The following is a 22,383-nucleotide window of genomic DNA, read 5'->3' on the forward strand; positions in this document are numbered from 1 at the left end:
TTGCTATTAAAAAAACCGACGCTATGTCGGTTTTTTTATTGTTTGGTACAAGGTGCTTATTGCGCGTTAGGAAAGCCTAGCTGGCGCCATGATTCATAAACGAATACCGCCACAGCGTTAGATAAGTTCATACTACGGCTATTGGGCTGCATAGGAATGCGCACACGCTGATCGTTAGGTAGCGCTTGAATCATCTCATCGGGGAGACCGCGAGTTTCTGGCCCAAATACCAAGCAATCACCGGCTTCATAACTGGCTTCGTGATGAAACTGGCTGCCTTTAGTAGTGCATGCATACACTTTTTTAGGTTGGCACTTTTCAAGGTAGGCTTCAAACGAGGCATGGCGCTGTACGTTACTAAACTCGTGGTAATCTAGCCCGGCACGTTTTACTCGCTTATCGTCCCACTCAAAACCTAATGGCTCAATTAAATGCAATGAGTAACCTGTGTTTGCACACAAGCGTATGATATTTCCTGTATTTGGTGGAATTTCAGGTTGATATAAAACGATATCCAGCATAATGCGCCTTTCTATTAATCTATAATTTGACGAATGGCAGTATACACGAAACCGGTAAAAAAAATGATATACTCCCGCCATTGAATACCGCAAGTAGTGAATATTAACGTGCATCACCGTAGTTACGAATTTTGGGTTAAAACATCAAGCATAGTTACCATGGTTATGGTTAGCTTAATGATAGCCGCTAAAACCTGGGCATGGTTGGCATCGGGTTCAGCCTCTATGCTTGGCTCATTAACCGATTCATTAATGGATATTACCGCCACGGCCATGAGCTTTTTAGTGCTAGGGTATGCACTGCGCCCAGCAGATGACGATCACCGTTTTGGTCATGGCAAAGCAGAAGCCCTAGCCGGACTTGGTCAGGCTGCGTTTATAGCAGGGTCGGGGTGTTTATTGGCGTTTCACGGTATTGAGCGATTATTTAACCCAATTGTGCTTAGTCATTCACTGTTAGGTGTGTGGGTGAGTATATTTGCTATTGCTTGTACGTTAGTGATTGTGTTTTTTCAGATCAAAGTGGTTAAGCATACCGAATCCATCGCTATTAAAGCAGACTCGGTGCATTACAAAGGGGATTTAATTTTAAATGCGGCGGTATTACTTGCTATTTTGCTCTCGTACTATGGGGTGTTATACGCAGATCCGCTGTTTGCCATAGGCGTTGCCGGTTACTTACTTTATAACAGTTGGGATATTGCGTGTGAGAGTGCCGATCATCTTATGGATAAAGAACTCCCAGATGATGAAAAACAAAGTATTTTAGATATTGCTAATGCACATAAAGATGTACACGGTGTACATGATATCCGCACTCGCCAAGGCGGTAAAATTAAGTTTATGCAAATGCACTTAGAGCTTGATGATCATTTAAGTTTAATACGTGCCCACAATGTGGCTGACGATGTAGAAAAGGCGCTTGCCGAGCGCTTTGACTCTGAGGTTGATATTTTAATTCATCTAGATCCGCTTTCGGTGGTACCTAAGTATCAAACGAAGAACAAAACTGATACAAGCGCATAAGCACAGGTTTTCTAATTTCGTCGCGTTCAAACAATAGCTCGTGCTTAGCCCCTGCAAAGCTTTTCAGCTCGGCATTAGGGAGCCTATTTACGAGCTTTTGTTGCGCGTTGTTATCAACCACTTCATCGTTTTGTGCGCTGGCAATAAAAATAGGGAGGTTGATTGTGTGGGTATCCACGGCTGACATAAAAGCAAAGCTTGCATTTAACCAGCCATATGTAACGCCGCCTAACTGTAAAAGTGGCTGTTGTTGATAAGTGAGCCTAAAGAGGTTGTACCGCACTTGGCTGCTGGTTAAAGTATTAAGCGCAAATTCTTCTGGGTTGTAATCGTTTTGCCCTAGCGCATAACTGTAGCCAAAACCGAGCTTTGTGGCGGCGCGGGCTATGAATTTAGCTACCGGTTTAGGAATACCTTTAGTGTAAATATCAAACATGGGCGCAGATAAAAACGCGCCGCTGAAAGTATGCGGGTAATTTGCAAAATAATCGTACGCTATAGCGCCACCCATAGAGTGGGCTAATAATATTTTTTTGCCTTGCCAGTGTTTATTTACAATATGTTGATTAAATAAATCTAAGTCGGCACTGTAGTCACTAAAGCGTTTTACATACCCTTTGTGCTTATTTTTTAACGGTCGATACGAGCGGCCTTGCCCTTGGTGGTCGGCTATAAATACCGCATAATTATTAGTGTAAAGCTCCCACAGCAGCTCTTTGTATTTTTCAAGCCCTTCTATGCGTCCAGAGCTAATTACTATGGCAGTGTTAGCTGTTTCTGGCACTGCGTAAGCAAAAAACAGTTTACCTTCAGATGCATTAAAATAGTTTTTATTAAGTACATTTTCGTAAAAGTGATTAATGCGTGCTTGGTTACTTTCAAGCGCTGATTCGGTACTGTAAAACATGCTTACTCTTTAATTAGTGGCAGGGTGATATTGGCACAAAGCCCGCCTTTTTCTTTATTAGATAGCGCTAAACTACCGCCGTGGGCAATAATAGCATTTTTAGCGATAGCTAAGCCAAGCCCTGTGCCGCCACTTACTCTGTCGCGAGCGTCAGATTGCCTAAAAAAGGGCTCACAAAGCTTGCTCAGTTGCTCATTTGGAACGCCAGGGCCATCGTCGCAAATCTCTATATAGATTTGTCTGTTGTAGTGTACGTTAAAGCTAATGTTGCTATGCGCGTATTTTATTGCGTTACGTAATAGGTTTTCGAGTGCGCTGGCAATTAATGATTCATCGCAGCTTAGCATTACATCGGCATTGCCACTAAAAGTAAGTGTTTTATTATTTTGCTTGGCTTCAAACTGCGCATCATTTAATACGTGCTCTACTATATCTTTTAGTGATTGCTTTTGCAGTGACAGTGTTTGGCTTTGCGCTTCTAAACGCGACACTTGCAGCACGTCGGCAATCATTTTATCAAGCTGGTTTGCTTCTTTTTCTATACGTAATAAATACGACTGGCTTGCCTCGTTGGCTTGCATTTGTGCAAGCCCCGTTGCCATTTTTAAACGCGTAAGCGGGGAGCGTAACTCATGAGATATATCAGCCAGTAAGCGCTTTTGGGCGCTAATAAGTTGCTCAAGCTGATTAGCCATACTGTTAAAGTCGCGCCCAAGCACCCCTAGCTCGTCTTTTCTGCTTGCAGGTATGGCAACTCGCGCTGATAAATCGCCTGATGAAAGTTTTATAGCTGCTTTTTTAAGGCTGTTAATTGGGGCGATTAAATTGCGACTAAAAATAAAACTCAGGATTAAAGAGGCAAAAATAGCCACGAGTACTTTCATCCAATTCGGCATTAACTTAAAGCGCATGAGCAAAGGAGGTTGGTGGTTAATGTCTATTTCGTAGAGGTAAAACAGCCCCTCTGGCACGTTAATATTAATAGGGCCGAAAGCTTGGTATTTTTCGGTAAAAATGACCTGTGGCGCCAAGTTTTGACTAAAGCTAAGTAAGTTTAAATCTATTTCAGCGGGGATCTCTTTATTGCTTAATGCGTCTTCGGGTTGTGCCGCGCCTAAAAATAAAATTTTTCGTTTTGAAAGCCTAGGGTGCGATAAAACATCAGCAAGGGTGCGTTTGTGTTTAGTGGCGCTTCGCTCAATGCTTTTGGCAGTATAAATTAGGTTTTTTTTCATTGGCCCACGCAAAGGCTCGGTGCTTACTGCATTAATTGCCGTAATGTTGCTTAAAAATATAAGCGCAGCCACCGTGCCCGTTATTGTTAGCCAAAACCAAATAAATATTTTAAAAAATAAATAATGTCGAGGGTGCTTTAGCCATGCAAAGTAATGTTTGTTACTCACCTTGGATGAAGACATAACCTGTACCTCGCATTGTTTTTATTCGCTCGCCTTGAATATGCTCAGCTATTTTTTTACGAATATTGCTAACGTGCATATCAATTGAGCGGTCGAACGAAGCCAAGCGCCTACCTAGCACTTCTTCACTTATTTGCTCTTTACTGACAACTTCGCCGGCGTTTTTAATTAATAACACCAGTACTTCGTACTCTGTGCCAGTAAGCGTGAGAGTGTGCTCGTTAATAGCGGCCTCTCGGGCTGCCAAATTAACCGTAATGCCATTTATATTCATTTTGCTAGGCGTTGCAACGTTTAGGCTATTTATGTGCTCTATACGACGGGTAATGGCTTTTACACGGGCAAGTAACTCGCGGTGATTAAAGGGTTTGGGTATGTAATCGTCTGCGCCTAGCTCTAAGCCAAAAATGCGGTCAAAGTCTTCGCCTTTTGCAGTAAGCATAATAACCGGTGTTAGCTTTGTTTGCCTAAGTTGTTTAAGTACTTCAAAGCCATCAAGGGTGGGGAGCATGACATCAAGCAATATCAGCGCGTAGTCATTTGATAGAGCAAGCTTTAAACCTTGCTCGCCATCGTGAACGCTTTGTACGTCAAAACCTTGCGCGGCTAAATATTCAGTAAGTAGTTCGCACAAACCTGTGTCGTCATCAATCATTAATAGCTTCATTTCAAACCCTTAGGCAATTTCTATATGGTTATTTTACTTCTTAAATTGTGCAAAAGTGAATCTTTACACAACCTTTACACTGCTTTGCGTTACTTTGCGTTGCAAGATGTATAGTTAACTCACTGGCTAAGCAGCCACAACCAAATTCAATCCATCCAATATTAAGGTGATGATTATGACTAAAGTAAATACACTTTCAAAATTAGTACTTATTTGTGGTCTAGCAACGGCTACACTTGGCGCCGGTAGCGTATTAGCAAAAGGCGGCATGCACGATAAGCAAGGCCATTCTCAAGCGCGTTTTTTATTATCTGAGCGCGGTGCCGACAAGCTTGATTTAACGCAAGAACAGCAAACTAAGCTTGAAGCTATTTTTGAAGCGCAAAAAACACAGATGAAAGCACTGCGCGGCGATGATAAAGAAGCCCGTAGAGCACAGCGTAAGGCTCAAAAAGAGAAAATGGATGCTCTACTTAGCGCACCAACATTTGACGAAAACGCTGCAAAAGAGCTATTAGCTGCACGCCACGAAAAAGGCACTGAGTTTGGCTTAATTAAGCTAAAAACACAGCATCAAGTAATGCAGGTACTTAACGCAGAGCAGCAAGAAAAGTTTGCAAAAATGCAAAAGCGTATGGGTAAAAAACACCGTAAGCAAAGAGACTAATTTATAGATTAAACACTAAAAAGCCAGCTTAATGCTGGCTTTTGTCGTTTAAGAGGGTGAAAAACGCTTATTTAAAAAAGTCGTCATCGTTTTTAGCCATCATCTCTTCAATATCTTCAATCATATCTTGGCTAATTTGGTTAGCCGAGGTAATAGGCGTTGATATTTTATTGTTCTCAAAAGACCATTCACCTAAATCAATAAGCTGACAGCGCTTAGAACAAAAAGGACGGTGTGGGCTTTGCTGTGACCATTCAACTTTGTTTTTACAGGTTGGACAGTTAACAATTGTTGGCATACTTTACTCTCTACAATGTGTTTTAGCCCTAATTAGGGCTATCACTTTTACATATTGGTTACGCGATTAATTTCAGCCAGAGACGTTAAACCATCGGCGGCTTTTCGTAAACCCGATAATCGCAAGTTATTAAACCCAGCTTGTAGCGATACCTCTGCGATTTCGAGCGAATTACCACCGCGCATAATAATTTGTGCAATTTCTGGCGTAATTTGCATTACTTCATAAATACCTACACGGCCTTTATAACCATCGGTACAGCTATCACAGCCTTTGGGGGCGTAGAGTGTCATATCTTCAATTTGCTTAGCTGTAAAACCTTGGCGAGACAATTCTTCGCTAGGTAGTTGCTCTGGCGTTTTACACTTAGGGCATAATCGGCGGGCTAATCGCTGCGCTATAATTAAGCTAATAGAGCTTGCCACGTTATAAGCGGGTACGCCCATATTTAATAAACGTGTAATGGTTTCGGGTGCTGAGTTTGTATGCAGTGTTGATAACACTAAGTGACCCGTTTGCGCTGCCTTAATTGATATTTCAGCGGTTTCAAGGTCACGTATTTCACCTACCATTACTACATCAGGATCTTGACGCAAAAATGCACGCAGTGCGTTTGCAAAAGTCATCTCGGCTTTAGGGTTTATTTGTACTTGGTTAACCCCTTCAAGGTTTATTTCTACGGGATCCTCTGCGGTACTAATATTTCGCTCTGGCTGGTTTAAAATATTTAAGCCTGTATAAAGTGATACTGTTTTACCAGAACCTGTAGGACCTGTAACTAGTATCATGCCTTGTGGCTGAGCAAGGGCATCCATGTAGAGTTTTTTCTGCTCTTCTTCATAGCCAAGTACATCAATGCCTAGCATAGCGCTTGATGAGTCTAAAATACGCATTACTATTTTTTCGCCCCAAAGGGTCGGCATAGTACTTACACGAAAATCGATACTTTTACGTTCAGTAATTTTTAATTTAATTCGGCCATCTTGCGGTTTACGTTTTTCAGCAATATCGAGCCTCGACATTACTTTAATACGTGCAGAAAGCTTAGTAGAAAGCGTATTAGGTGGGCTGGCTACTTCATGTAAAATTCCGTCTATACGAAAGCGAATGCGGTATTTGTGCTCGTACGGTTCAAAGTGTAAATCTGACGCGCCTTTTTTAATGGCATCCATTAAAATTTTATTGATGTAAACAATGATTGGCGCATCGTCTTTATCATCATCTTTAGGTGTGGTTTCTTTAGGGCCTTCACTATCTAGGTCGGCAAACTCTTTAAATTCATCGGCGCTTAAATCTAAGCTGCCTGCAGCATCAAGTAGTTGCTCAATTTTGTTATCTAGCTGAATATAGTCAACCACGACTATTTCGCACGATAAGCCGGTGCTAAATTCAAAGTTTTCAAAGGCACCGTAGTCAGTTGGATCTGAGGCGGCAATGTATACTTTTCTACCTTTTTGAACCAGCGGTAAAATGTGGTGTTTACGTATTAGCTTTTCTTTAACTAAGTCTTCGGGGATTTGTGCAGGGTCGAAGTCTTTTAAATCAAAATACGGTACGCGAAATAAGTCTATACATTGTTCAGCTAAGTCGTTGCTGTCAATTTTTCCACATTTAGATATAAGCTCAGCGGTTGAGGCAAACTCTTGCTGTTTTGCTTTTACGGTATCGGCATCAATGCGGCCAAGCGTTATAAATTTTCTCAATAACGGTGAGTTAATATTCATTGCGCACCTATTTTAGTCCTTCAATAGTTAACAATTTATCAGAAAAAAGCAGGTGATTAAATTCGCTGTGCTTATCAACACCTTTTTTGCTAACCAAATTACGAGTTTATGTTGTTATGACCGCATTAAGGGGCATTAGTTGTATTTTATACTGCATATTGTAGGTAATTTTTATGAAGAACAACAAGTTCTGCATGAACAAGCGATAAATCGCGGTCATTATTTAGAATATCATCGGCTTTTTGTTGTTTTTCTTCCCGTGGCATTTGCGACGCTATAATGCTATTTACTTGCTCAAGGCTAATATTGTCGCGTTTTATAGTACGTTCAATCTGCACAGGGTGTGGTACATCAATCAATAAAGTACGGTTGCAGTATTTATTAAGTTTATTTTCAAACAATAATGGTGCAACTAATACAACATAGGCACTGCTTGCATTATTTAAATCGGTGAGTATTTTTTCCCGAATAAGCGGGTGTAATAGTGCGTTAAGCCACTCTTTATCATCATTGTTGGTAAATATTTTAGTGCGCAGTGCAGCTCTGTTTAATGTGCCATCGGGTAGTAAAATACCCTCGCCAAAGTGTTCAATAATTGCATTTAGCCCTGTGCTATTAGGGGCCACTACTTGGCGAGCAATAATGTCCGCATCAACAACGCAAATACCTAGTTCTTCAAACATATTACTAACAGCCGTTTTACCGCAGCCAATACCGCCTGTTAAACCCAATACCCAATTGTTTATTTTAGTTGCTGGCTTATTCATACTAATAACCAATTAAATTAAAATATGCAGCTTGAATTTGAGCGCCCCACAGCAGCGTTATCCAACCCGCGATAGCTAAGTAGGGGCCAAATGGGATAGGGGTTGCTTTGTCTTTACCTTGAATGCTTAAAAGGGCAATACCTATAATTGCACCAACTACGCTTGAGAGCAGAATAATAGTTAAAAGTGATTGCCAACCAAGAAGTGCGCCAAACACGGCTAGCAGTTTAAAATCGCCATAACCCATGCCTTCTTTGCCGGTTAGTAACTTAAATAACCAAAATACACTCCATAAGCTTAAATAACCAAAAGCGGCACCCATAATTGCATCACTTGGCGTAATTGTAATTCCGGCAACAGCGGCAATAAGTGCCAGCCAAACAAGCGGTAAAGTTAGCTGATCGGGTAGCAGCATGTGGTCAATATCTATAAAGGTCAGTGCTACTAATATCCACGTTACAAAAATATATAAAAGGGCTTGCTCGGTTGCACCAAAGCTATAAGCAACAACAAGGCTTAGTATGGCTGTAATTGCCTCAATAGCAGGGTAACGAACTGAAATAGGGTTACTACAACTTGCACATTTTCCTTTTAGTATTAACCAACTAATAATAGGAATATTCTGCCAAGGTTTAATGGCTGTTTTACATTTTGGGCAGGTAGAGTTAGGTTTTACTAAGTTAAAAGGCTCACTGGTGTTAGCTTGCTTAGATTTATTGGTTGTTAGTTCATCTTCTAGCAGTAGCCTACATTCGCTTTGCCATTCACGTTGCATCATCAACGGTAAGCGGTAAATAACCACATTTAAAAAACTGCCTACACATAAACTAACTAAGCCAACGGTGGTTAAATAAAACCACTGCTGACTTTGCATCGCAGTGGTTATATCAAGAAAAAGATTTTCCATTAAAATACCTAACTTCAGGCCATCTATAGGCCAATTTTATTTTGCTGTGTTGAATAGTTCTTACTATTCATTTTATCTTGCAAGCTATTAATTAGCGTTTGAAATTTTGCTTACAGCTTACAGCTATGTTTTTAAATTACAGAGCCTAATTGGAAAATCGGCAAGTACATGGCAACAATTAAGCCACCGACGAGCACACCCAGCACAGCCATAATAAGCGGCTCTAATAAGCTAGATAAGCCATCAACTGCATCATCAACTTCTTGTTCGTAAATTGTTGCTACTTTGGCTAGCATACCATCTAACGAGCCAGACTCTTCACCAATGGCCACCATCTGAATAACCATATCGGGGAATATTTTAGAGTTACGCATCGCCCAATTCATTTGATTACCCGAGCTCACCTCTGCTTTAATATCTAAAATAGCATAGCGATACACAGCATTACCGGACGCACCAGCAGCTGAGTCCAGTGCATCAACAAGGGGTACACCGGCAGCAAAGGTGGTCGAAAGCGTACGAGCATATCGTGCAACAGCGGCTTTATTTAAAATCATACCAATTACAGGGAGTTTTAATATAGCCCTGTCGGTTGCATCTCTGAGTTCTAAACTTCTGAGTTTGGCTTCTTTAAAAGCATAACCAAATGCAACAATAGCAATTAGTATCATCCACCAATACGCTTGCATAAAATCAGATATACCAATCACAAATAAAGTAAATGCAGGTAACTCAGCTCCAAAGCCTGAAAATATATCTTGGAATTGAGGCACCACAAAAATGAGCAAAATAGATGTTACTATTAAAGCAACAACTAACACTGAAATAGGGTAAAACATCGCTTTTTTAATTTTTGATTTAAGCGCTTCTGATTTTTCTTTGTATAAAGCTACCCGGTCAAATATTTTATCAAGCGCGCCCGACTGCTCGCCTGACGCTACTAAATCACAATATAAATCATCAAAATAACGAGGGTGTTTTCTGAGTGCTTGTGATAGAGGTTGGCCTGCTTTAACTTCATCGCCAATGGTCTCCATAAGCTTGGCTACGCTTTTGTTAGTAGATCCTGTGCCTATCATTTCAATAGCTTGAATGAGTGGTACGCCGGCCATCAACATGGTAGCAATTTGGCGAGTAACTAAAGCTATATCTTTAGGAGTAATCTTTTGAACACTTTGAATGCCGAATAAAGGCTTGGCTTTACGCTTTACTTTTGAAGGTGTAATGCCTTGTTTTCGTAATTGTGCTTTCACAAGTGCAATACTGTTCCCTGTAAGTTCACCTTCAAGACGTTTTCCTCGAGCGCTCACGCCTACCCATTGAAATGTACCTATGTCTTTTTTATCATTTTTTGCAGACATTTTAGTGCCTCGATTAGTCTATGTAACTTAGTTCAATATACAACCATTAGGAAGGTAATCAATTTGAAATGTAGGTGGAGAGTCATAAATTTGACATTGCCATTCTGCACTTAATGGATCTCTATTTAAACTTACTTTTGAGCCAGATATGTTTTTTCCATCTGCTATATGACCAATTATCACATCTACTTTTAATTGATGGCGCTTACAGGATGTTGCCGAATTAATGTTTAACTGAGCTAGGTTATCAGAGGGTATGATATTAATGTTTTCATTTTTTATTATTTCAAAAGCGGAACGTGCAGTTGATATTTCGGTAAAGCAACCAAGAACGAGAGTTTTTGAATAAAACTTTTGATATGTAGAAAAACTTATACTCGCTAAAATAGCGAGTATAAGTACTGATAATATTAATTCAACTACAGAAAAACCGTTCTTCCTCATGATTTTGAGATCTGATTTTTGTGTTTTTGATATGATTAACTATCGACATTCTGCAGGCAGTAGTGAAGTATCTGCAACACCAGCACTCGCGGCACAAGTCCATACACCAGTATCAGCATCACGAGAAAGTGTAAGAGTTTCACCGTTGATAGGTGCACTACCTTGCATAGTACCTACAATAGTAGTTGCTGTTACAGCATGAGATTGACATGAATTAGCTACCCCTAAGCCAATTTGGTCCCCGTTATTAGCCGCAACTACAGGCGTACCTTCTAGACTTAATATTTCAAACTGTGTTTTACCTGGGGTTATTTCTTGATAACAGGCTGTGGCTTGAGATTTTGCTGTGTAATCTTGGTATTGTGGCAATGCAATTGCAGCAAGAATACCGATGATTGCTACAACAATCATTAATTCGATTAGGGTGAAACCCTGTTGTTTTTGAGTCATTGTTTTCATGTTTCCTCTCCTAAAGGATAATGTTTTGTAAGGTAGTCAGGTAAGTGGCGAAAGTGCCAAACTTAATTTATCTGATTAACTTTACAGATTTACTTAAAAATAAATTTTCACGTACTTTTAGCCTTAGGTATGAAACACAAAAGCTAAATGTGAGTTCATTATGTTGCAACTTGCGTAGGCTACCTAAATACAAAGTAGACTAAATATAGGAAACATACTGACCATTTGCTTTAATCTTTTAGGTATTTTTTGAAGATTAAAACAAAAAGCAGTTACTTATTACTATATTTTTCAAGGAAGTAATACAACAGGGTTAGTCTAACACTTTTTTTATGCTTAAAGCACACAAAATTTTCTAAAAAAGATACTTTATTTAACAAAATGTTACAAAGTAAGCCTTTTGGATTATTAAAAGTCTTTTCATGCGTTTTGTCAATTAATTAGCATCAATAAAACTAAATTGTTGTCGTGCTTTTATACAAAACGCATCGATAAATCGATTGATTGTAAATTTTTTGTAAGTGCGCCGCTGGAGATGAAGTCGACACCTGCCTGCGAGTAAGTTTTAAGCGTTTCTAGTGTCATATTGCCAGAAACCTCTAATTTAGCGCGCTTATTAGTAGTGACCACAGCTTGCTGAATTTGTTCAACGCTAAAGTTATCGAGCATGATTATATCGGCGCCTGCATTAATAGCTTGCTCAAGTTCACTTAACGATTCAACCTCAACTTCTACGGGTTTTGTAGGGTGGTTTTGCTTGGCTTGTGCGACTGCTTTATCAATTCCGCCACACGCTGCTATGTGGTTTTCTTTAATTAAAAACGCATCAAATAAGCCTATACGATGATTTGCACCGCCGCCGCATTTTACAGCGTATTTTTGAAGTAGCCTGAGTCCTGGTATTGTTTTGCGGGTATCGAGCAGTTGGGTTGTGGTGCCGCTAAGCTCTTTTACATAATTTGCAGTTGTGGTTGCGGTACCCGAAAGCGTTTGTACAAAATTAAGCGCGGTACGCTCTGCAGTTAAAATAGCACGGGCAGAGCCCTTAGCTGTAAATAAGGTGCTATTTGCTGGCACAAAATCGCCATCATTTACTAATACGTTTACTTCAACGCTTGGATCTACTTGCTTAAACACTTCTATAATGATGTCTTTACCGCAAAAAACGCAGTCTTCGCGGGTAATTACTTTAGCATTTGCGTGCTCGTTTTGTGGAATAAGCTGCGCGGTAATGTCGCCGTCTTGTGCTGATTGATAATTTAGATCTTCATCTAAGGCGAGGGTGACAAGTTGAGTAATAAGCGTGTGCGAAATTGACATATGAAGGCTCATAAGTGTTAATAAATTAAGCAAATTTTACTATGTTTAAATAACTAATAGAAGCGCTTTTAAATGAGGAGGGGTTATTACACCTACATATATAGTATGGCTGCTAAAAGTAATGCTACCAGCTGAATGTTAGCTAACCGCAATGGCTATCATTCTTTATATAAATCCTTTAGCATCAAGTTTATGTATACCGTGGTATTAAAATAATGCAGATAGATTCAAGCGGAGTTGTCGCTAATATAACGCAGCGGCCCTGTACGCATTTTGATGAGCGCCCTGAAAATACCGATATTTCGCTGTTGGTAATTCATAATATTTCCTTGCCGGCTGGGCAATTTGGCACCGAATACGTTGATGCACTGTTTATGGGTGAGATTGACTGTAATGCGCACCCCAGTTTTTGTGATTTAAATGGTCTTAGAGTGTCAGCCCACTGTTTTATAAAACGTACTGGCGAGATTATTCAATATGTGCCATTTAATAAACGCGCGTGGCATGCCGGACAATCTGAATATGAAGGGCAAAGCGCATGTAATAACTTTAGTATAGGTATTGAGCTTGAAGGTACAGATACCACACCTTACACTCAGGCGCAGTACACCAGCTTACATAATCTAACAAAGGCAATTATGACCCGTTACCCGCTTATAACCACTAAGAGAGTAGTAGGGCATTGCGATATAGCACCTGGGCGAAAAACCGACCCTGGGGAAAGTTTTAATTGGCCTGCTTATATAAGCAGGCTAGAACAAGCAAATTAAGTGAGTCGCTATCATGATTTTAGTTTCTATAATTATTGCACTAATACTTGAGCGTTTAGGTGCGCGCTCACAGTATTGGCAAATAAGCCATTACGTTAATGGTTATTTAAATCGCTCGGGTAAATTACTTAGTGAAAACGGATTGTTTAGCTCGGCAATTGGCTTTTTAATTTGGTTACTTTTGCCGGTAGTGGCTGTTGCGCTTATATATGTATTCTCAGACTTTGTACTTTGGCAGTTAGCTATTAATGTTGCGGTTTTATTGGTTTGTTTTGGTTGTGCTAAGCACCGCGCTTTCTATAAGTCGTATTTAAATGCACTAACGCGGGATGATAAAACCGCGGCCTCATTATACGCACTACAAATGGGGCAAAAACACCTAGAGGATGAAGAGGGCGGAGAAACATTTGGGCAAACCTTAGCGTGGATTAATTTTAGATTTTATTGCGCCGTTATTTTTTGGTTTGTAATGCTTGGCGCCCCAGGGGCCGTGTTGTATGCAATAGTGCGTACGTTGGCCGATTTAGTTAAAGAAAACCATAAAGTGGTGTTTGCAAATCGTTTTACGCTGCTGCACAAATTATTATTTTGGCTAGATTGGCTACCAGCGCGTGTTGCAAGCTTTGGCTACTTAGTTATTGGTAACTTTAATAAAGGTACAAGCTGCTGGCTGCATTATGTATTGGATTTTAAAACGCCAAACCGCAAAGTTGTTACTTGTACAGCGCTTGCGGCTGAGCAAGTAGAGCAGCGTTATTACGGATGTGCTATTGAAGCCACTTGTATGATTAAATTAGTTAAACGCAACGTGCTTTTTTATTTAGTACTTATTGCACTGCTTACTTTATTTGGCGGTTTATCGTAGTCGCGATTTCACATCGCGCAATGTGTATCTCGCTTAGGGGGAGTATTGAGGTGAGGGTGTTGGTCGCGGGGTAAACCCGCTGCTACGCGTTTAAATAAATGCTGTCCCAATATGGGTAATCTGCAATGTTTTTTATTAAATGTGCACGTAATGGGTTGGCGACTATGTATCTAGCGCAATGAGTTAAATCTTCATCACTTCTGACTAAATGGTCATAAAACCCTTTCTGCCAAAGTCTTTGTTTACTGAATTTTCGGTACAGAGTTGCAGAGCGCCCTTTAAAATTTCTGATTACCTCACTTAATGTTGCTATATCGTTTAATTGAAATAACCAATGAATATGATTGGGCATTAACACAAATGTATTTGAGTTAATTTGTTTCTCTTTCTCTAGCTTTTTCATTTCATTGATTACTGCTCTATTAATGATTAAATTTGTGAGTAGATTTTTCCGTTCGTAGCAAACTAACGTAATAGCATAATAGTGGTTTGCTTTAGATACTCTTCCTTTACGTAATAAATATGAGCTATGCATACCATTCCTACATTTTAGTAATTACAGACCGATTAATTTTAAGCGTAGCAATTTTTATGGACTTGCGTAGTCGCGATTTCACATCGCGCAATGAGTATCTCGCTTAGGGGGAGTATTGAGGTGAGGGTGTTAGTCGCGGGGTAAACCCGCTGCTACGATTTTGCGTAGTCGCGATTTCACATCGCGCAATGTACGCCGCGCTTAGGGTGAGTATTGAGGTGAGGGTGTTGGTCGCGGGGTCAACCCGCTGCAAGGGCTTTCTCTAATTCAAAAATTAATTTCTTCAATAAATTCAACTAGAGTGAATATTCTAATTCCGCTCTGGTCAGACCATTTGTTTTCATCTTGTTAACGTTTGAATAAAACAACCTCAATTGTGCATTGTTTGAACTTCGTTCAAAATGCGTTACGCTACTCTAATTGCTCAAATAACCCGTAAATTGACAGTTATTTGCCTTTTTGATACCTTATTGAAAATTTTTGGTATGACCAATTTACCTTTTGGGTAAATCGTCAAGCTCTAGGCCTTAAAACTTAGGCTTTTTAGTATTTATGCAACGTGGACGTTGATTAATGTCTTTAAAGATTAAAGCAGCAAAGTTATCTGATGTTATTTTACAGCAACTTGAGAATATGATTCTTGAGGGCTCATTAGCGCCAGGTGAAAAACTGCCGCCAGAGCGCGAACTAGCAAAACAGTTTGAGGTGTCTCGCCCCTCACTGCGTGAAGCTATCCAAAAGCTAGAAGCAAAAGGATTGGTCACTCGCAGGCAAGGCGGTGGCACGTTTGTAAAAAATCAGCTTGAAGAGGGACTCACTGATCCGCTGTTTGATTTGATCAGTAAGCATCCTGAATCACAGTTCGATTTACTTGAATTTCGTCATGCACTTGAAGGGATTGCTGCATATTATGCGGCGCTTCGTGGTACCAGCACCGATTTTACCAAGGTTAAACAAAGCTTTGATAAAATTGCTCAAGTTAATAACGATTTACAATTAAAAGCCAAAGCAATTAATGCGTTTCACTTTAGTGTAGCCGAAGCCTCACACAACGTGGTTTTACTTCACTTAGTGCGAGGCATGCAAGCGCTACTGGAGCAAAATGTATTGCAAAACTTAACGGTTTTATTAAAAAAACCAGATATTAGCAATCAATTAGCCCAGCACCGGCGCTTATTAATGGATGCCGTAATTGAGGGTAATCCAGAACAAGCCCGACTAGCAAGTAATGCCCATTTAGCCTTTATTGAAGAAGCATTACTTGAAGCGGGTAAAGAGCATTCGCGAATTGAACGTAGTTTAAGACGCACAAAACAAAATTAAGCTAATACGCTGTACTTAGAACACACTAAATTAGGTATACGTGGTATTAAATTAACAACATTCGTATTTTAAACATAAGGAAACCTCCATATGTCTGAAGTCAATAAAATTGACGTAGACGCGCTAGAAACACAAGAGTGGTTACAAGCTCTTGAATCAGTTGTGCGCGAAGAAGGTGTTGAACGAGCTCAGTATTTACTTGAGCAAGTGTTAGAGCAAGCCCGTTTAGACGGCGTTGATATGCCAACTGGCACAACAACTAACTACGTTAATACTATTCCAGTAGATCAAGAACCGGCGTACCCAGGGGATGTAAACCTTGAGCGTCGTATTCGTTCGATTATTCGTTGGAATGCAATCATGATTGTATTACGTGCATCGAAAAAAGATCTCGACTTAGGCGGCCATATGGCGTCTTACCAATCATCAGCTGCGTTTTATGAAGTGTGTTTTAACCACTTTTTTAAAGCGCCAAATGAGGTAGACGGCGGTGACTTAGTTTACTACCAAGGTCATATTTCTCCGGGTATTTATGCGCGTGCATTTGTTGAAGGTCGTCTTACGGCTGAACAGCTTGATAACTTCCGTCAAGAAGTAGATGGTAAAGGTTTACCATCATACCCGCATCCTAAATTAATGCCTGAATTTTGGCAGTTCCCAACGGTATCTATGGGCTTAGGTCCAATTGCGTCTATTTACCAAGCACGCTTTTTAAAGTACCTAGACGGCCGTGGCTTAAAAGACACTAAAAACCAACGTGTATACGCGTTTTTAGGTGACGGTGAAATGGATGAGCCAGAATCACGCGGCGCAATCTCTTTTGCTGCACGTGAAAAGCTAGACAACCTATGTTACTTAATTAACTGTAACTTACAGCGTTTAGATGGCCCAGTAATGGGTAATGGTAAAATTATTCAAGAACTAGAAGGCCTATTTAAAGGCGCTGGTTGGAACGTAATTAAAGTTGTATGGGGTAGCGGATGGGATATTTTGCTAGCTAAAGATACATCAGGTAAATTACTACAGTTGATGAACGAAACAATTGATGGTGATTACCAAACATATAAAGCGAAAGATGGCGCGTACGTACGTGAGCATTTCTTTGGCCGTTACCCAGAAACAGCTGCACTTGTTGCAGATATGACTGATGACGAAATTTTTGCGCTTAAGCGTGGTGGTCATGAGCCATCAAAACTGTATGCTGCATTTAAAAAGGCTGAGCAAACCAACGACCGTCCTACCGTGATTCTTGCTAAAACTGTAAAAGGTTACGGCATGGGTGAAGCGGCTGAAGGTAAAAACATTGCGCACCAAGTGAAAAAAATGGACATGAGCCATGTTGAACACTTACGTGACCGTTTAGGCCTACAAGATTTAGTATCAGAAGAGCAAATTAAAGATCTTCCATACTTAACGCTTGAAGAAGGCTCGGAAGAATATAAGTACTTACACGCACGCCGTGATGCACTTAAAGGTTACACACCTACACGTATTCCTAAATTTACTGAAGAGCTAAAACTGCCAGAAGTAGACGCATTTAAGCCGCTACTTGAAGAGCAAAAACGTGATATTTCTACCACAATGGGCTTTGTACGTGCACTTAACGTGTTACTAAAAGACAAAGGCATTGGCAAAAACATTGTGCCAATTATTGCTGATGAAGCACGTACGTTTGGTATGGAAGGTTTATTCCGTCAAATCGGTATTTACAATCCACATGGCCAAAACTACACCCCTCAAGACCGCGATATTGTTTCTTACTACAAAGAAGCTACATCAGGCCAAGTACTTCAAGAGGGTATTAACGAGCTAGGTGCAATGTCGTCATGGGTAGCTGCTGCAACATCTTACAGCACTAACGATTTACCTATGATCCCATTCTACATTTACTACTCTATGTTTGGTTTCCAACGTGTTGGCGACATGGCATGGATGGCGGGTGACCAGCAAGCACGTGGTTTCTTATTAGGTGCAACAGCAGGTCGTACTACGCTAAATGGTGAAGGTCTACAGCACGAAGATGGTCACAGCCACATTCTTGCAAATACGGTTCCTAACTGTATTTCTTACGACCCAACGTACGCATTTGAAGTAGCGGTAATTATTCAAGATGGTATTCGTCGTATGTACGGTGAAAACCAAGAAAACATTTACTACTACCTAACGCTTATGAACGAAAACTACCATCAACCAGCAATGCCAGAAGGCGCTGAAGAAGGTATTCGTAAAGGTATTTACAAGCTTGAAAGCTACGAAGGTAAAAAAGCCAACGTACAGCTATTAAGCTCAGGTACTATTATGACTGAAGTGCGCAAAGCTGCAGCCATTTTAAGCGAAGAGTACGGTATTGCTTCTGATGTTTACTCAGTAACATCATTCAATGAGCTTACCCGTGACGGTCAAGACGTTGAGCGTTTCAACATGCTTAACCCAGAAAGCGAGCAAAAAACGCCTTACATCACTAGCGTATTAAACGATTCAGTGACTGTTGCTGCGACCGACTACATGAAAAACTACGCAGAGCAAGCGCGTTCATTTATTCCAAGCAGCAACTATAAAGTGCTTGGTACAGATGGTTACGGACGCTCTGATAGCCGTGAAAACTTACGTCGTCACTTTGAAGTTAATGCAAGCTACGTGGTTGTTGCTACGTTATCTGAACTTGCTAAACGTGGTGATGTTGAAAAGTCAGTGGTTGTTGAAGCAATTAAAAAGTTCGACATTGACACAAACAAACTAAATCCACTGTACGCATAAGAGGTTTGCAATGAGTATTGAAATTAATGTACCAGATATCGGTGGCGATGACGTAGAAGTAACCGAAATCTTAGTAAGCGTTGGCGACAAAGTAGATGTTGATCAATCGCTACTAACCGTTGAAGGCGATAAAGCATCAATGGAAGTACCTGCTGCGCAAGCAGGTACAGTCAAAGAAATTAAAGTAAGCGAAGGCGACACGGTAACAACAGGGTCGTTAATCATGATTTTTGAAGGCGAAGCGTCAGGTTCACAAAGTGAGCCAGAAGCGCCAGCTAAAACTGAGGCGTCTGCACCTGCAGAAGCTTCAGGTTCTTCAACTAAAGAAGTAACTGTACCAGATATTGGTGACGACGAAGTTGAAGTAACAGAAATCATGGTCGCTGTTGGTGACAGCGTAGATGAAGAGCAGTCAATTTTAAGTGTTGAAGGCGATAAAGCATCTATGGAAGTACCAGCTCCTTTTGCCGGTACTGTAAAAGAAATTAAAGTAGCCGAAGGCGACAAAGTAAAAACAGGCTCTTTAGTGTTTGTTTTTGAAGTAGCTGGCTCAAGTGCACCTGCATCAGATGCGCCAAAGCAAGAATCTGCGCCAGCAGAGACTACTCAAAGCGCCGAGCCAAGCACAAAAGAAGTAAACGTGCCTGATATTGGCGATGATGAAGTTGAAGTAACTGAAATCATGGTTGCTGTTGGTGATACGGTTGAAGAAGAGCAGTCTATCTTAAACGTTGAAGGCGACAAAGCGGCTATGGAAGTACCAGCCCCGTTTGCTGGTACCGTTAAAGAAATTAAAGTGGCCGCTGGCGATAAAGTCAAAACTGGCTCACTTGTGTTTGTTTTTGAAGTTGCAGGCAGTGCGCCAGCAAAAGCAGCAGCTCCGGCTGAGCAAAAGCCAGCGGCTGCACCTGCAAAAACCGAGTCTGCGCCAGCTCAAGCAGCACCTGCGGCTAAAGCAAGCAACGAAAGCTTTGAAAACAACAGCGCGTATGCTCATGCATCGCCAGTTGTTCGCCGTTTAGCGCGTGAGTTTGGTATTAACTTAGCAAACGTTAAAGGCTCAGGCCGTAAAAACCGTGTAGTAAAAGAAGACGTGCAAAACTATGTTAAAAACCTAGTTAAGCAAGTTGAATCAGGCCAATTACCTGCTGGTAAAGGCAATGCAGGCGGTGGTGAGCTTGGCTTAATTCCGTGGCCGAAAGTAGATTTTGCTAAATTTGGTGAAATTGAAGAGAAAAAACTATCGCGTATTCAAAAGCTGTCGGGTAAAAACCTACACCGTAACTGGGTGCAAATCCCACATGTTACACAGTTTGACGAAGCTGATATCACCAGCCTTGAAGTGTTCCGTAAAGAACAAAACGTGTTAAGCGAGAAGAAAAAGCTCGGCGTTAAAATCACACCACTTGTGTTTGTGATGAAAGCGGTAGCGAAAGTACTTGCTGAGTTCCCAACGTTTAACTCGTCATTGTCTGAAGACGGTGAAAGCCTTATCCTTAAAAAGTACATCAATATTGGTGTTGCAGTAGATACGCCAAATGGCTTAGTTGTTCCAGTATTTAAAGATGTGGACAAAAAAGGCATTATTGAACTATCTCGCGAGCTGATGGATATTTCTAAAAAGGCGCGTGAAGGTAAGTTAACGTCATCTGATATGCAAGGCGGTTGTTTTACTATTTCAAGCTTAGGCGGTATTGGCGGTACGGCATTTACGCCGATTGTTAATGCACCAGAGGTGGCTATTTTAGGTGTATCTAAATCTGAAATGAAACCTAAGTGGAATGGTAAAGACTTTGAACCAAAATTAATGGTTCCGCTTTCTATGTCGTACGATCACCGTGTGATTGACGGTGCTCTAGCTGCACGCTTTACCGCAACGCTTGCTAGCTACATGAGCGACATACGTCAACTAGTGATGTAATCACTACAATATGAACAAAATCAAATCCCAGCCAGTTGTTTTTAGCTGGGATTTTTACTATATGCAATGATACAATCTTTGCACTATTTGTGAATTGCTCTGATTTTCTGCCCATGCAGAAACATGGCAGTTAAATTTTAGGGCAGTGTCCCGTTCAAACAATTAAGGTAATAGCATGAGCAACGAATTAAAAACTCAAGTTGTTGTACTAGGCGGTGGTCCTGGTGGTTACTCTGCGGCTTTCCGTGCTGCTGACTTGGGCTTAGAAGTTACATTAGTAGAATCTCGTGAAACATTAGGTGGTGTATGTCTAAATGTTGGTTGTATTCCTTCAAAAGCACTTTTACACGTAGCTAAAGTGATTGATGACGCTGCAGAAATGTCATCTCACGGTGTTACTTTTGGCGCTCCGCAAATTGATTTAGACAAAATTCGCTCTTGGAAAGAGTCGGTTGTTGGCCAGCTTACTGGTGGCTTAGACGGCATGGCTAAGATGCGTAAAGTTAAAGTTGTACCAGGTTACGGTAAATTCACTGGCAGCAACACTTTAGACGTTGAAGGTGCTGACGGCACTACAACTATTACATTTGATAACGCAATCATTGCTGCGGGTTCTAAACCTGTTAGCTTACCGTTCATCCCAGAAGATGACCGTGTAATTGATTCAACTGGCGCATTAGAACTTAAAGACGTACCAGAGAAACTACTTGTTTTAGGTGGTGGTATTATCGGTCTTGAAATGGGTACAGTTTACCGCGCACTAGGTTCTGATATTGATGTAGTTGAATTTGCAGATCAGTTAGTTCCGGCTGCGGATAAAGATATCATCAAGATTTACCAAAAATACGTAAACAAAAAATTCAATGTTATGCTTTCTACTAAAGTTGTTGGCGTTGAAGCGAAAGATGATGGCTTATACGTTACTTTTGAAGGCAAAAACGCACCAGCTGAGCCAGTACGTTACGACAAAGTACTTGTTGCTGTAGGCCGTACGCCTAACGGTAACTTACTTGATGCTGATAAAGCAGGTGTTAATGTTGATGAGCGTGGCTTTATTAATGTTGATAAGCAATTACGTACTAACGTAGACCATATTTTTGCAATTGGTGATTTAGTTGGCCAACCTATGCTTGCGCATAAAGCGGTACACGAAGGCCATGTTGCAGCAGAGGTTATCTCTGGTCAGAAGCACTTCTTCGACCCTAAATGTATTCCTTCAATTGCCTACACTGATCCAGAAATCGCATGGGTAGGTGTGACTGAGAAAGAAGCAAAAGAGCAAGGCTTAAGCATTGAAACTGCGGTATTCCCGTGGGCTGCATCAGGTCGCGCAATTGCATCTGCACGTACTGAAGGTTCTACTAAGCTTATCTTTGATAAAGACAGTGGCCGTGTAATCGGTGGTGCTATGGTGGGTATTAACGCAGGCGAAATGCTTGGCGAAATCGGCTTAGCAGTTGAAATGGGCGCAGACGGTGAAGACTTAGCGCTTACTATTCATGCTCACCCAACATTGAACGAGTCTATTGGCCTTGCAGCTGAGATTTTTGAAGGTTCAATCACTGATTTACCAAACAAAAAAGCGGTTAAAAAGAAGAAGTAAACTCTTTTAGTTAACTGTTTAAAAACCCAGGCCTCGGCTTGGGTTTTTTGTTTTTATAGTCGTCAGCCGTCAGTTTAAGACAAGCTCGTCTTGACACGTAAGTTAATATGAGCAAAATTTCTA

21 protein-coding genes are annotated in these 22,383 nt (G+C 40.8%); 8 read left to right on the forward strand and 13 right to left on the reverse strand.

Translation table 11 applies throughout. The annotated features are described in order from the left end of the window. Window positions 1-56: 56 nt before the first annotated feature. Window positions 57-521, reverse strand: a complete 465-nt coding sequence (gene trmL / locus MTN96_RS00590) for a tRNA (uridine(34)/cytosine(34)/5-carboxymethylaminomethyluridine(34)-2'-O)-methyltransferase TrmL (RefSeq protein ID WP_029773366.1) — start codon at window positions 519-521, stop codon at window positions 57-59. Between the two features lie 108 nt (window positions 522-629). On the opposite strand from trmL, the gene MTN96_RS00595 reads away from it, so the two are divergent. Continuing rightward, entirely contained in the window at window positions 630-1,547 is a 918-nt protein-coding gene (locus MTN96_RS00595; RefSeq protein ID WP_029773365.1) for a cation diffusion facilitator family transporter, read from the forward strand. Here the strand turns inward: MTN96_RS00595 and MTN96_RS00600 are convergent. The 3 genes from MTN96_RS00600 to MTN96_RS00610 are packed head-to-tail and all read right to left on the reverse strand — an operon-like array spanning window position 1,507 to window position 4,539. Then, window positions 1,507-2,454 (reverse strand): alpha/beta fold hydrolase, encoded by a 948-nt coding sequence (locus MTN96_RS00600; protein WP_055252664.1) that lies wholly within the window; start codon window positions 2,452-2,454, stop codon window positions 1,507-1,509. The two genes, MTN96_RS00595 and MTN96_RS00600, sit on opposite strands and share 41 nt — an antisense overlap. Before the next feature lie 2 nt (window positions 2,455-2,456). Continuing rightward, window positions 2,457-3,872 carry an ATP-binding protein gene (locus MTN96_RS00605; RefSeq protein WP_248530492.1) on the reverse strand — a complete coding sequence of 472 codons (1,416 nt, stop codon included), beginning with the start codon at window positions 3,870-3,872 and terminating at the stop codon, window positions 2,457-2,459. After that, the gene (locus MTN96_RS00610) at window positions 3,850-4,539 is read right to left on the reverse strand and encodes a response regulator (protein WP_004588608.1); all 690 of its coding nucleotides are present in this window, start codon (window positions 4,537-4,539) and stop codon (window positions 3,850-3,852) included. Before MTN96_RS00610 ends, MTN96_RS00605 begins: the two co-directional genes overlap by 23 nt. A 175-nt stretch (window positions 4,540-4,714) precedes the next feature. Here MTN96_RS00610 and MTN96_RS00615 point away from each other — a divergent pair, with 175 nt between their 5' ends. Beyond that, window positions 4,715-5,206, forward strand: a complete 492-nt coding sequence (locus MTN96_RS00615; protein ID WP_096042345.1) for a Spy/CpxP family protein refolding chaperone — start codon at window positions 4,715-4,717, stop codon at window positions 5,204-5,206. A gap of 67 nt (window positions 5,207-5,273) precedes the next feature. On the opposite strand, the gene yacG is transcribed toward MTN96_RS00615, so the two are convergent. The 8 genes from yacG to nadC form a co-directional block, all read right to left on the reverse strand. Continuing rightward, window positions 5,274-5,504, reverse strand: a complete 231-nt coding sequence (yacG, locus tag MTN96_RS00620; protein ID WP_024031401.1) for a DNA gyrase inhibitor YacG — start codon at window positions 5,502-5,504, stop codon at window positions 5,274-5,276. 47 nt (window positions 5,505-5,551) lie between these two features. Continuing rightward, window positions 5,552-7,228: a type IV-A pilus assembly ATPase PilB gene (pilB, locus tag MTN96_RS00625; RefSeq protein ID WP_248530493.1), complete on the reverse strand. Its 1,677-nt coding sequence runs from the start codon at window positions 7,226-7,228 to the stop codon at window positions 5,552-5,554. Window positions 7,229-7,374: 146 nt separating this feature from the next. Then, window positions 7,375-7,995 (reverse strand): dephospho-CoA kinase, encoded by a 621-nt coding sequence (gene coaE, locus MTN96_RS00630; RefSeq protein ID WP_248530494.1) that lies wholly within the window; start codon window positions 7,993-7,995, stop codon window positions 7,375-7,377. 1 nt (window position 7,996) lies between these two features. Beyond that, window positions 7,997-8,902, reverse strand: a complete 906-nt coding sequence (locus tag MTN96_RS00635) for an A24 family peptidase (RefSeq protein ID WP_282451833.1) — start codon at window positions 8,900-8,902, stop codon at window positions 7,997-7,999. Window positions 8,903-9,033: 131 nt separating this feature from the next. Next, window positions 9,034-10,263, reverse strand: a complete 1,230-nt coding sequence (locus MTN96_RS00640) for a type II secretion system F family protein (RefSeq protein ID WP_248530495.1) — start codon at window positions 10,261-10,263, stop codon at window positions 9,034-9,036. A gap of 27 nt (window positions 10,264-10,290) precedes the next feature. Then, window positions 10,291-10,707, reverse strand: coding sequence for a type II secretion system protein (locus MTN96_RS00645; protein ID WP_248530496.1), 417 nt, complete (start codon window positions 10,705-10,707; stop codon window positions 10,291-10,293). A gap of 39 nt (window positions 10,708-10,746) precedes the next feature. After that, window positions 10,747-11,166 carry a pilin gene (locus MTN96_RS00650; RefSeq protein ID WP_282451834.1) on the reverse strand — a complete coding sequence of 140 codons (420 nt, stop codon included), beginning with the start codon at window positions 11,164-11,166 and terminating at the stop codon, window positions 10,747-10,749. 474 nt (window positions 11,167-11,640) lie between these two features. Continuing rightward, window positions 11,641-12,486 carry a carboxylating nicotinate-nucleotide diphosphorylase gene (nadC, locus tag MTN96_RS00655; RefSeq protein WP_248530497.1) on the reverse strand — a complete coding sequence of 282 codons (846 nt, stop codon included), beginning with the start codon at window positions 12,484-12,486 and terminating at the stop codon, window positions 11,641-11,643. Between the two features lie 215 nt (window positions 12,487-12,701). Here nadC and ampD point away from each other — a divergent pair, with 215 nt between their 5' ends. Both ampD and ampE read left to right on the forward strand, forming a co-directional pair. Beyond that, a complete protein-coding gene (gene ampD, locus MTN96_RS00660; protein WP_248530498.1) occupies window positions 12,702-13,256 on the forward strand; it encodes a 1,6-anhydro-N-acetylmuramyl-L-alanine amidase AmpD in 555 nt (184 codons plus the stop codon). Window positions 13,257-13,269: 13 nt separating this feature from the next. Beyond that, window positions 13,270-14,121 carry a beta-lactamase regulator AmpE gene (gene ampE, locus MTN96_RS00665; protein WP_248530499.1) on the forward strand — a complete coding sequence of 284 codons (852 nt, stop codon included), beginning with the start codon at window positions 13,270-13,272 and terminating at the stop codon, window positions 14,119-14,121. An 82-nt stretch (window positions 14,122-14,203) separates the two neighbouring features. Here the strand turns inward: ampE and MTN96_RS00670 are convergent, their stop codons facing one another. Then, window positions 14,204-14,656: a transposase gene (locus MTN96_RS00670; protein ID WP_248530500.1), complete on the reverse strand. Its 453-nt coding sequence runs from the start codon at window positions 14,654-14,656 to the stop codon at window positions 14,204-14,206. Between the two features lie 573 nt (window positions 14,657-15,229). On the opposite strand from MTN96_RS00670, the gene pdhR reads away from it, so the two are divergent. The 4 genes from pdhR (at window position 15,230) to lpdA (ending at window position 22,260) form a co-directional block, all read left to right on the forward strand. Beyond that, a complete protein-coding gene (gene pdhR, locus MTN96_RS00675) occupies window positions 15,230-15,979 on the forward strand; it encodes a pyruvate dehydrogenase complex transcriptional repressor PdhR (protein WP_004588597.1) in 750 nt (249 codons plus the stop codon). 90 nt (window positions 15,980-16,069) lie between these two features. Continuing rightward, entirely contained in the window at window positions 16,070-18,736 is a 2,667-nt protein-coding gene (gene aceE / locus MTN96_RS00680; RefSeq protein ID WP_024031395.1) for a pyruvate dehydrogenase (acetyl-transferring), homodimeric type, read from the forward strand. Between the two features lie 10 nt (window positions 18,737-18,746). Continuing rightward, window positions 18,747-20,657, forward strand: a complete 1,911-nt coding sequence (aceF, locus tag MTN96_RS00685; RefSeq protein WP_248530501.1) for a pyruvate dehydrogenase complex dihydrolipoyllysine-residue acetyltransferase — start codon at window positions 18,747-18,749, stop codon at window positions 20,655-20,657. 175 nt (window positions 20,658-20,832) lie between these two features. Beyond that, window positions 20,833-22,260, forward strand: coding sequence for a dihydrolipoyl dehydrogenase (gene lpdA, locus MTN96_RS00690; protein WP_029773352.1), 1,428 nt, complete (start codon window positions 20,833-20,835; stop codon window positions 22,258-22,260). The last annotated feature ends 123 nt before the right edge of the window (window positions 22,261-22,383 follow it).

This window comes from Pseudoalteromonas sp. 2CM28B (assembly GCF_023161935.1).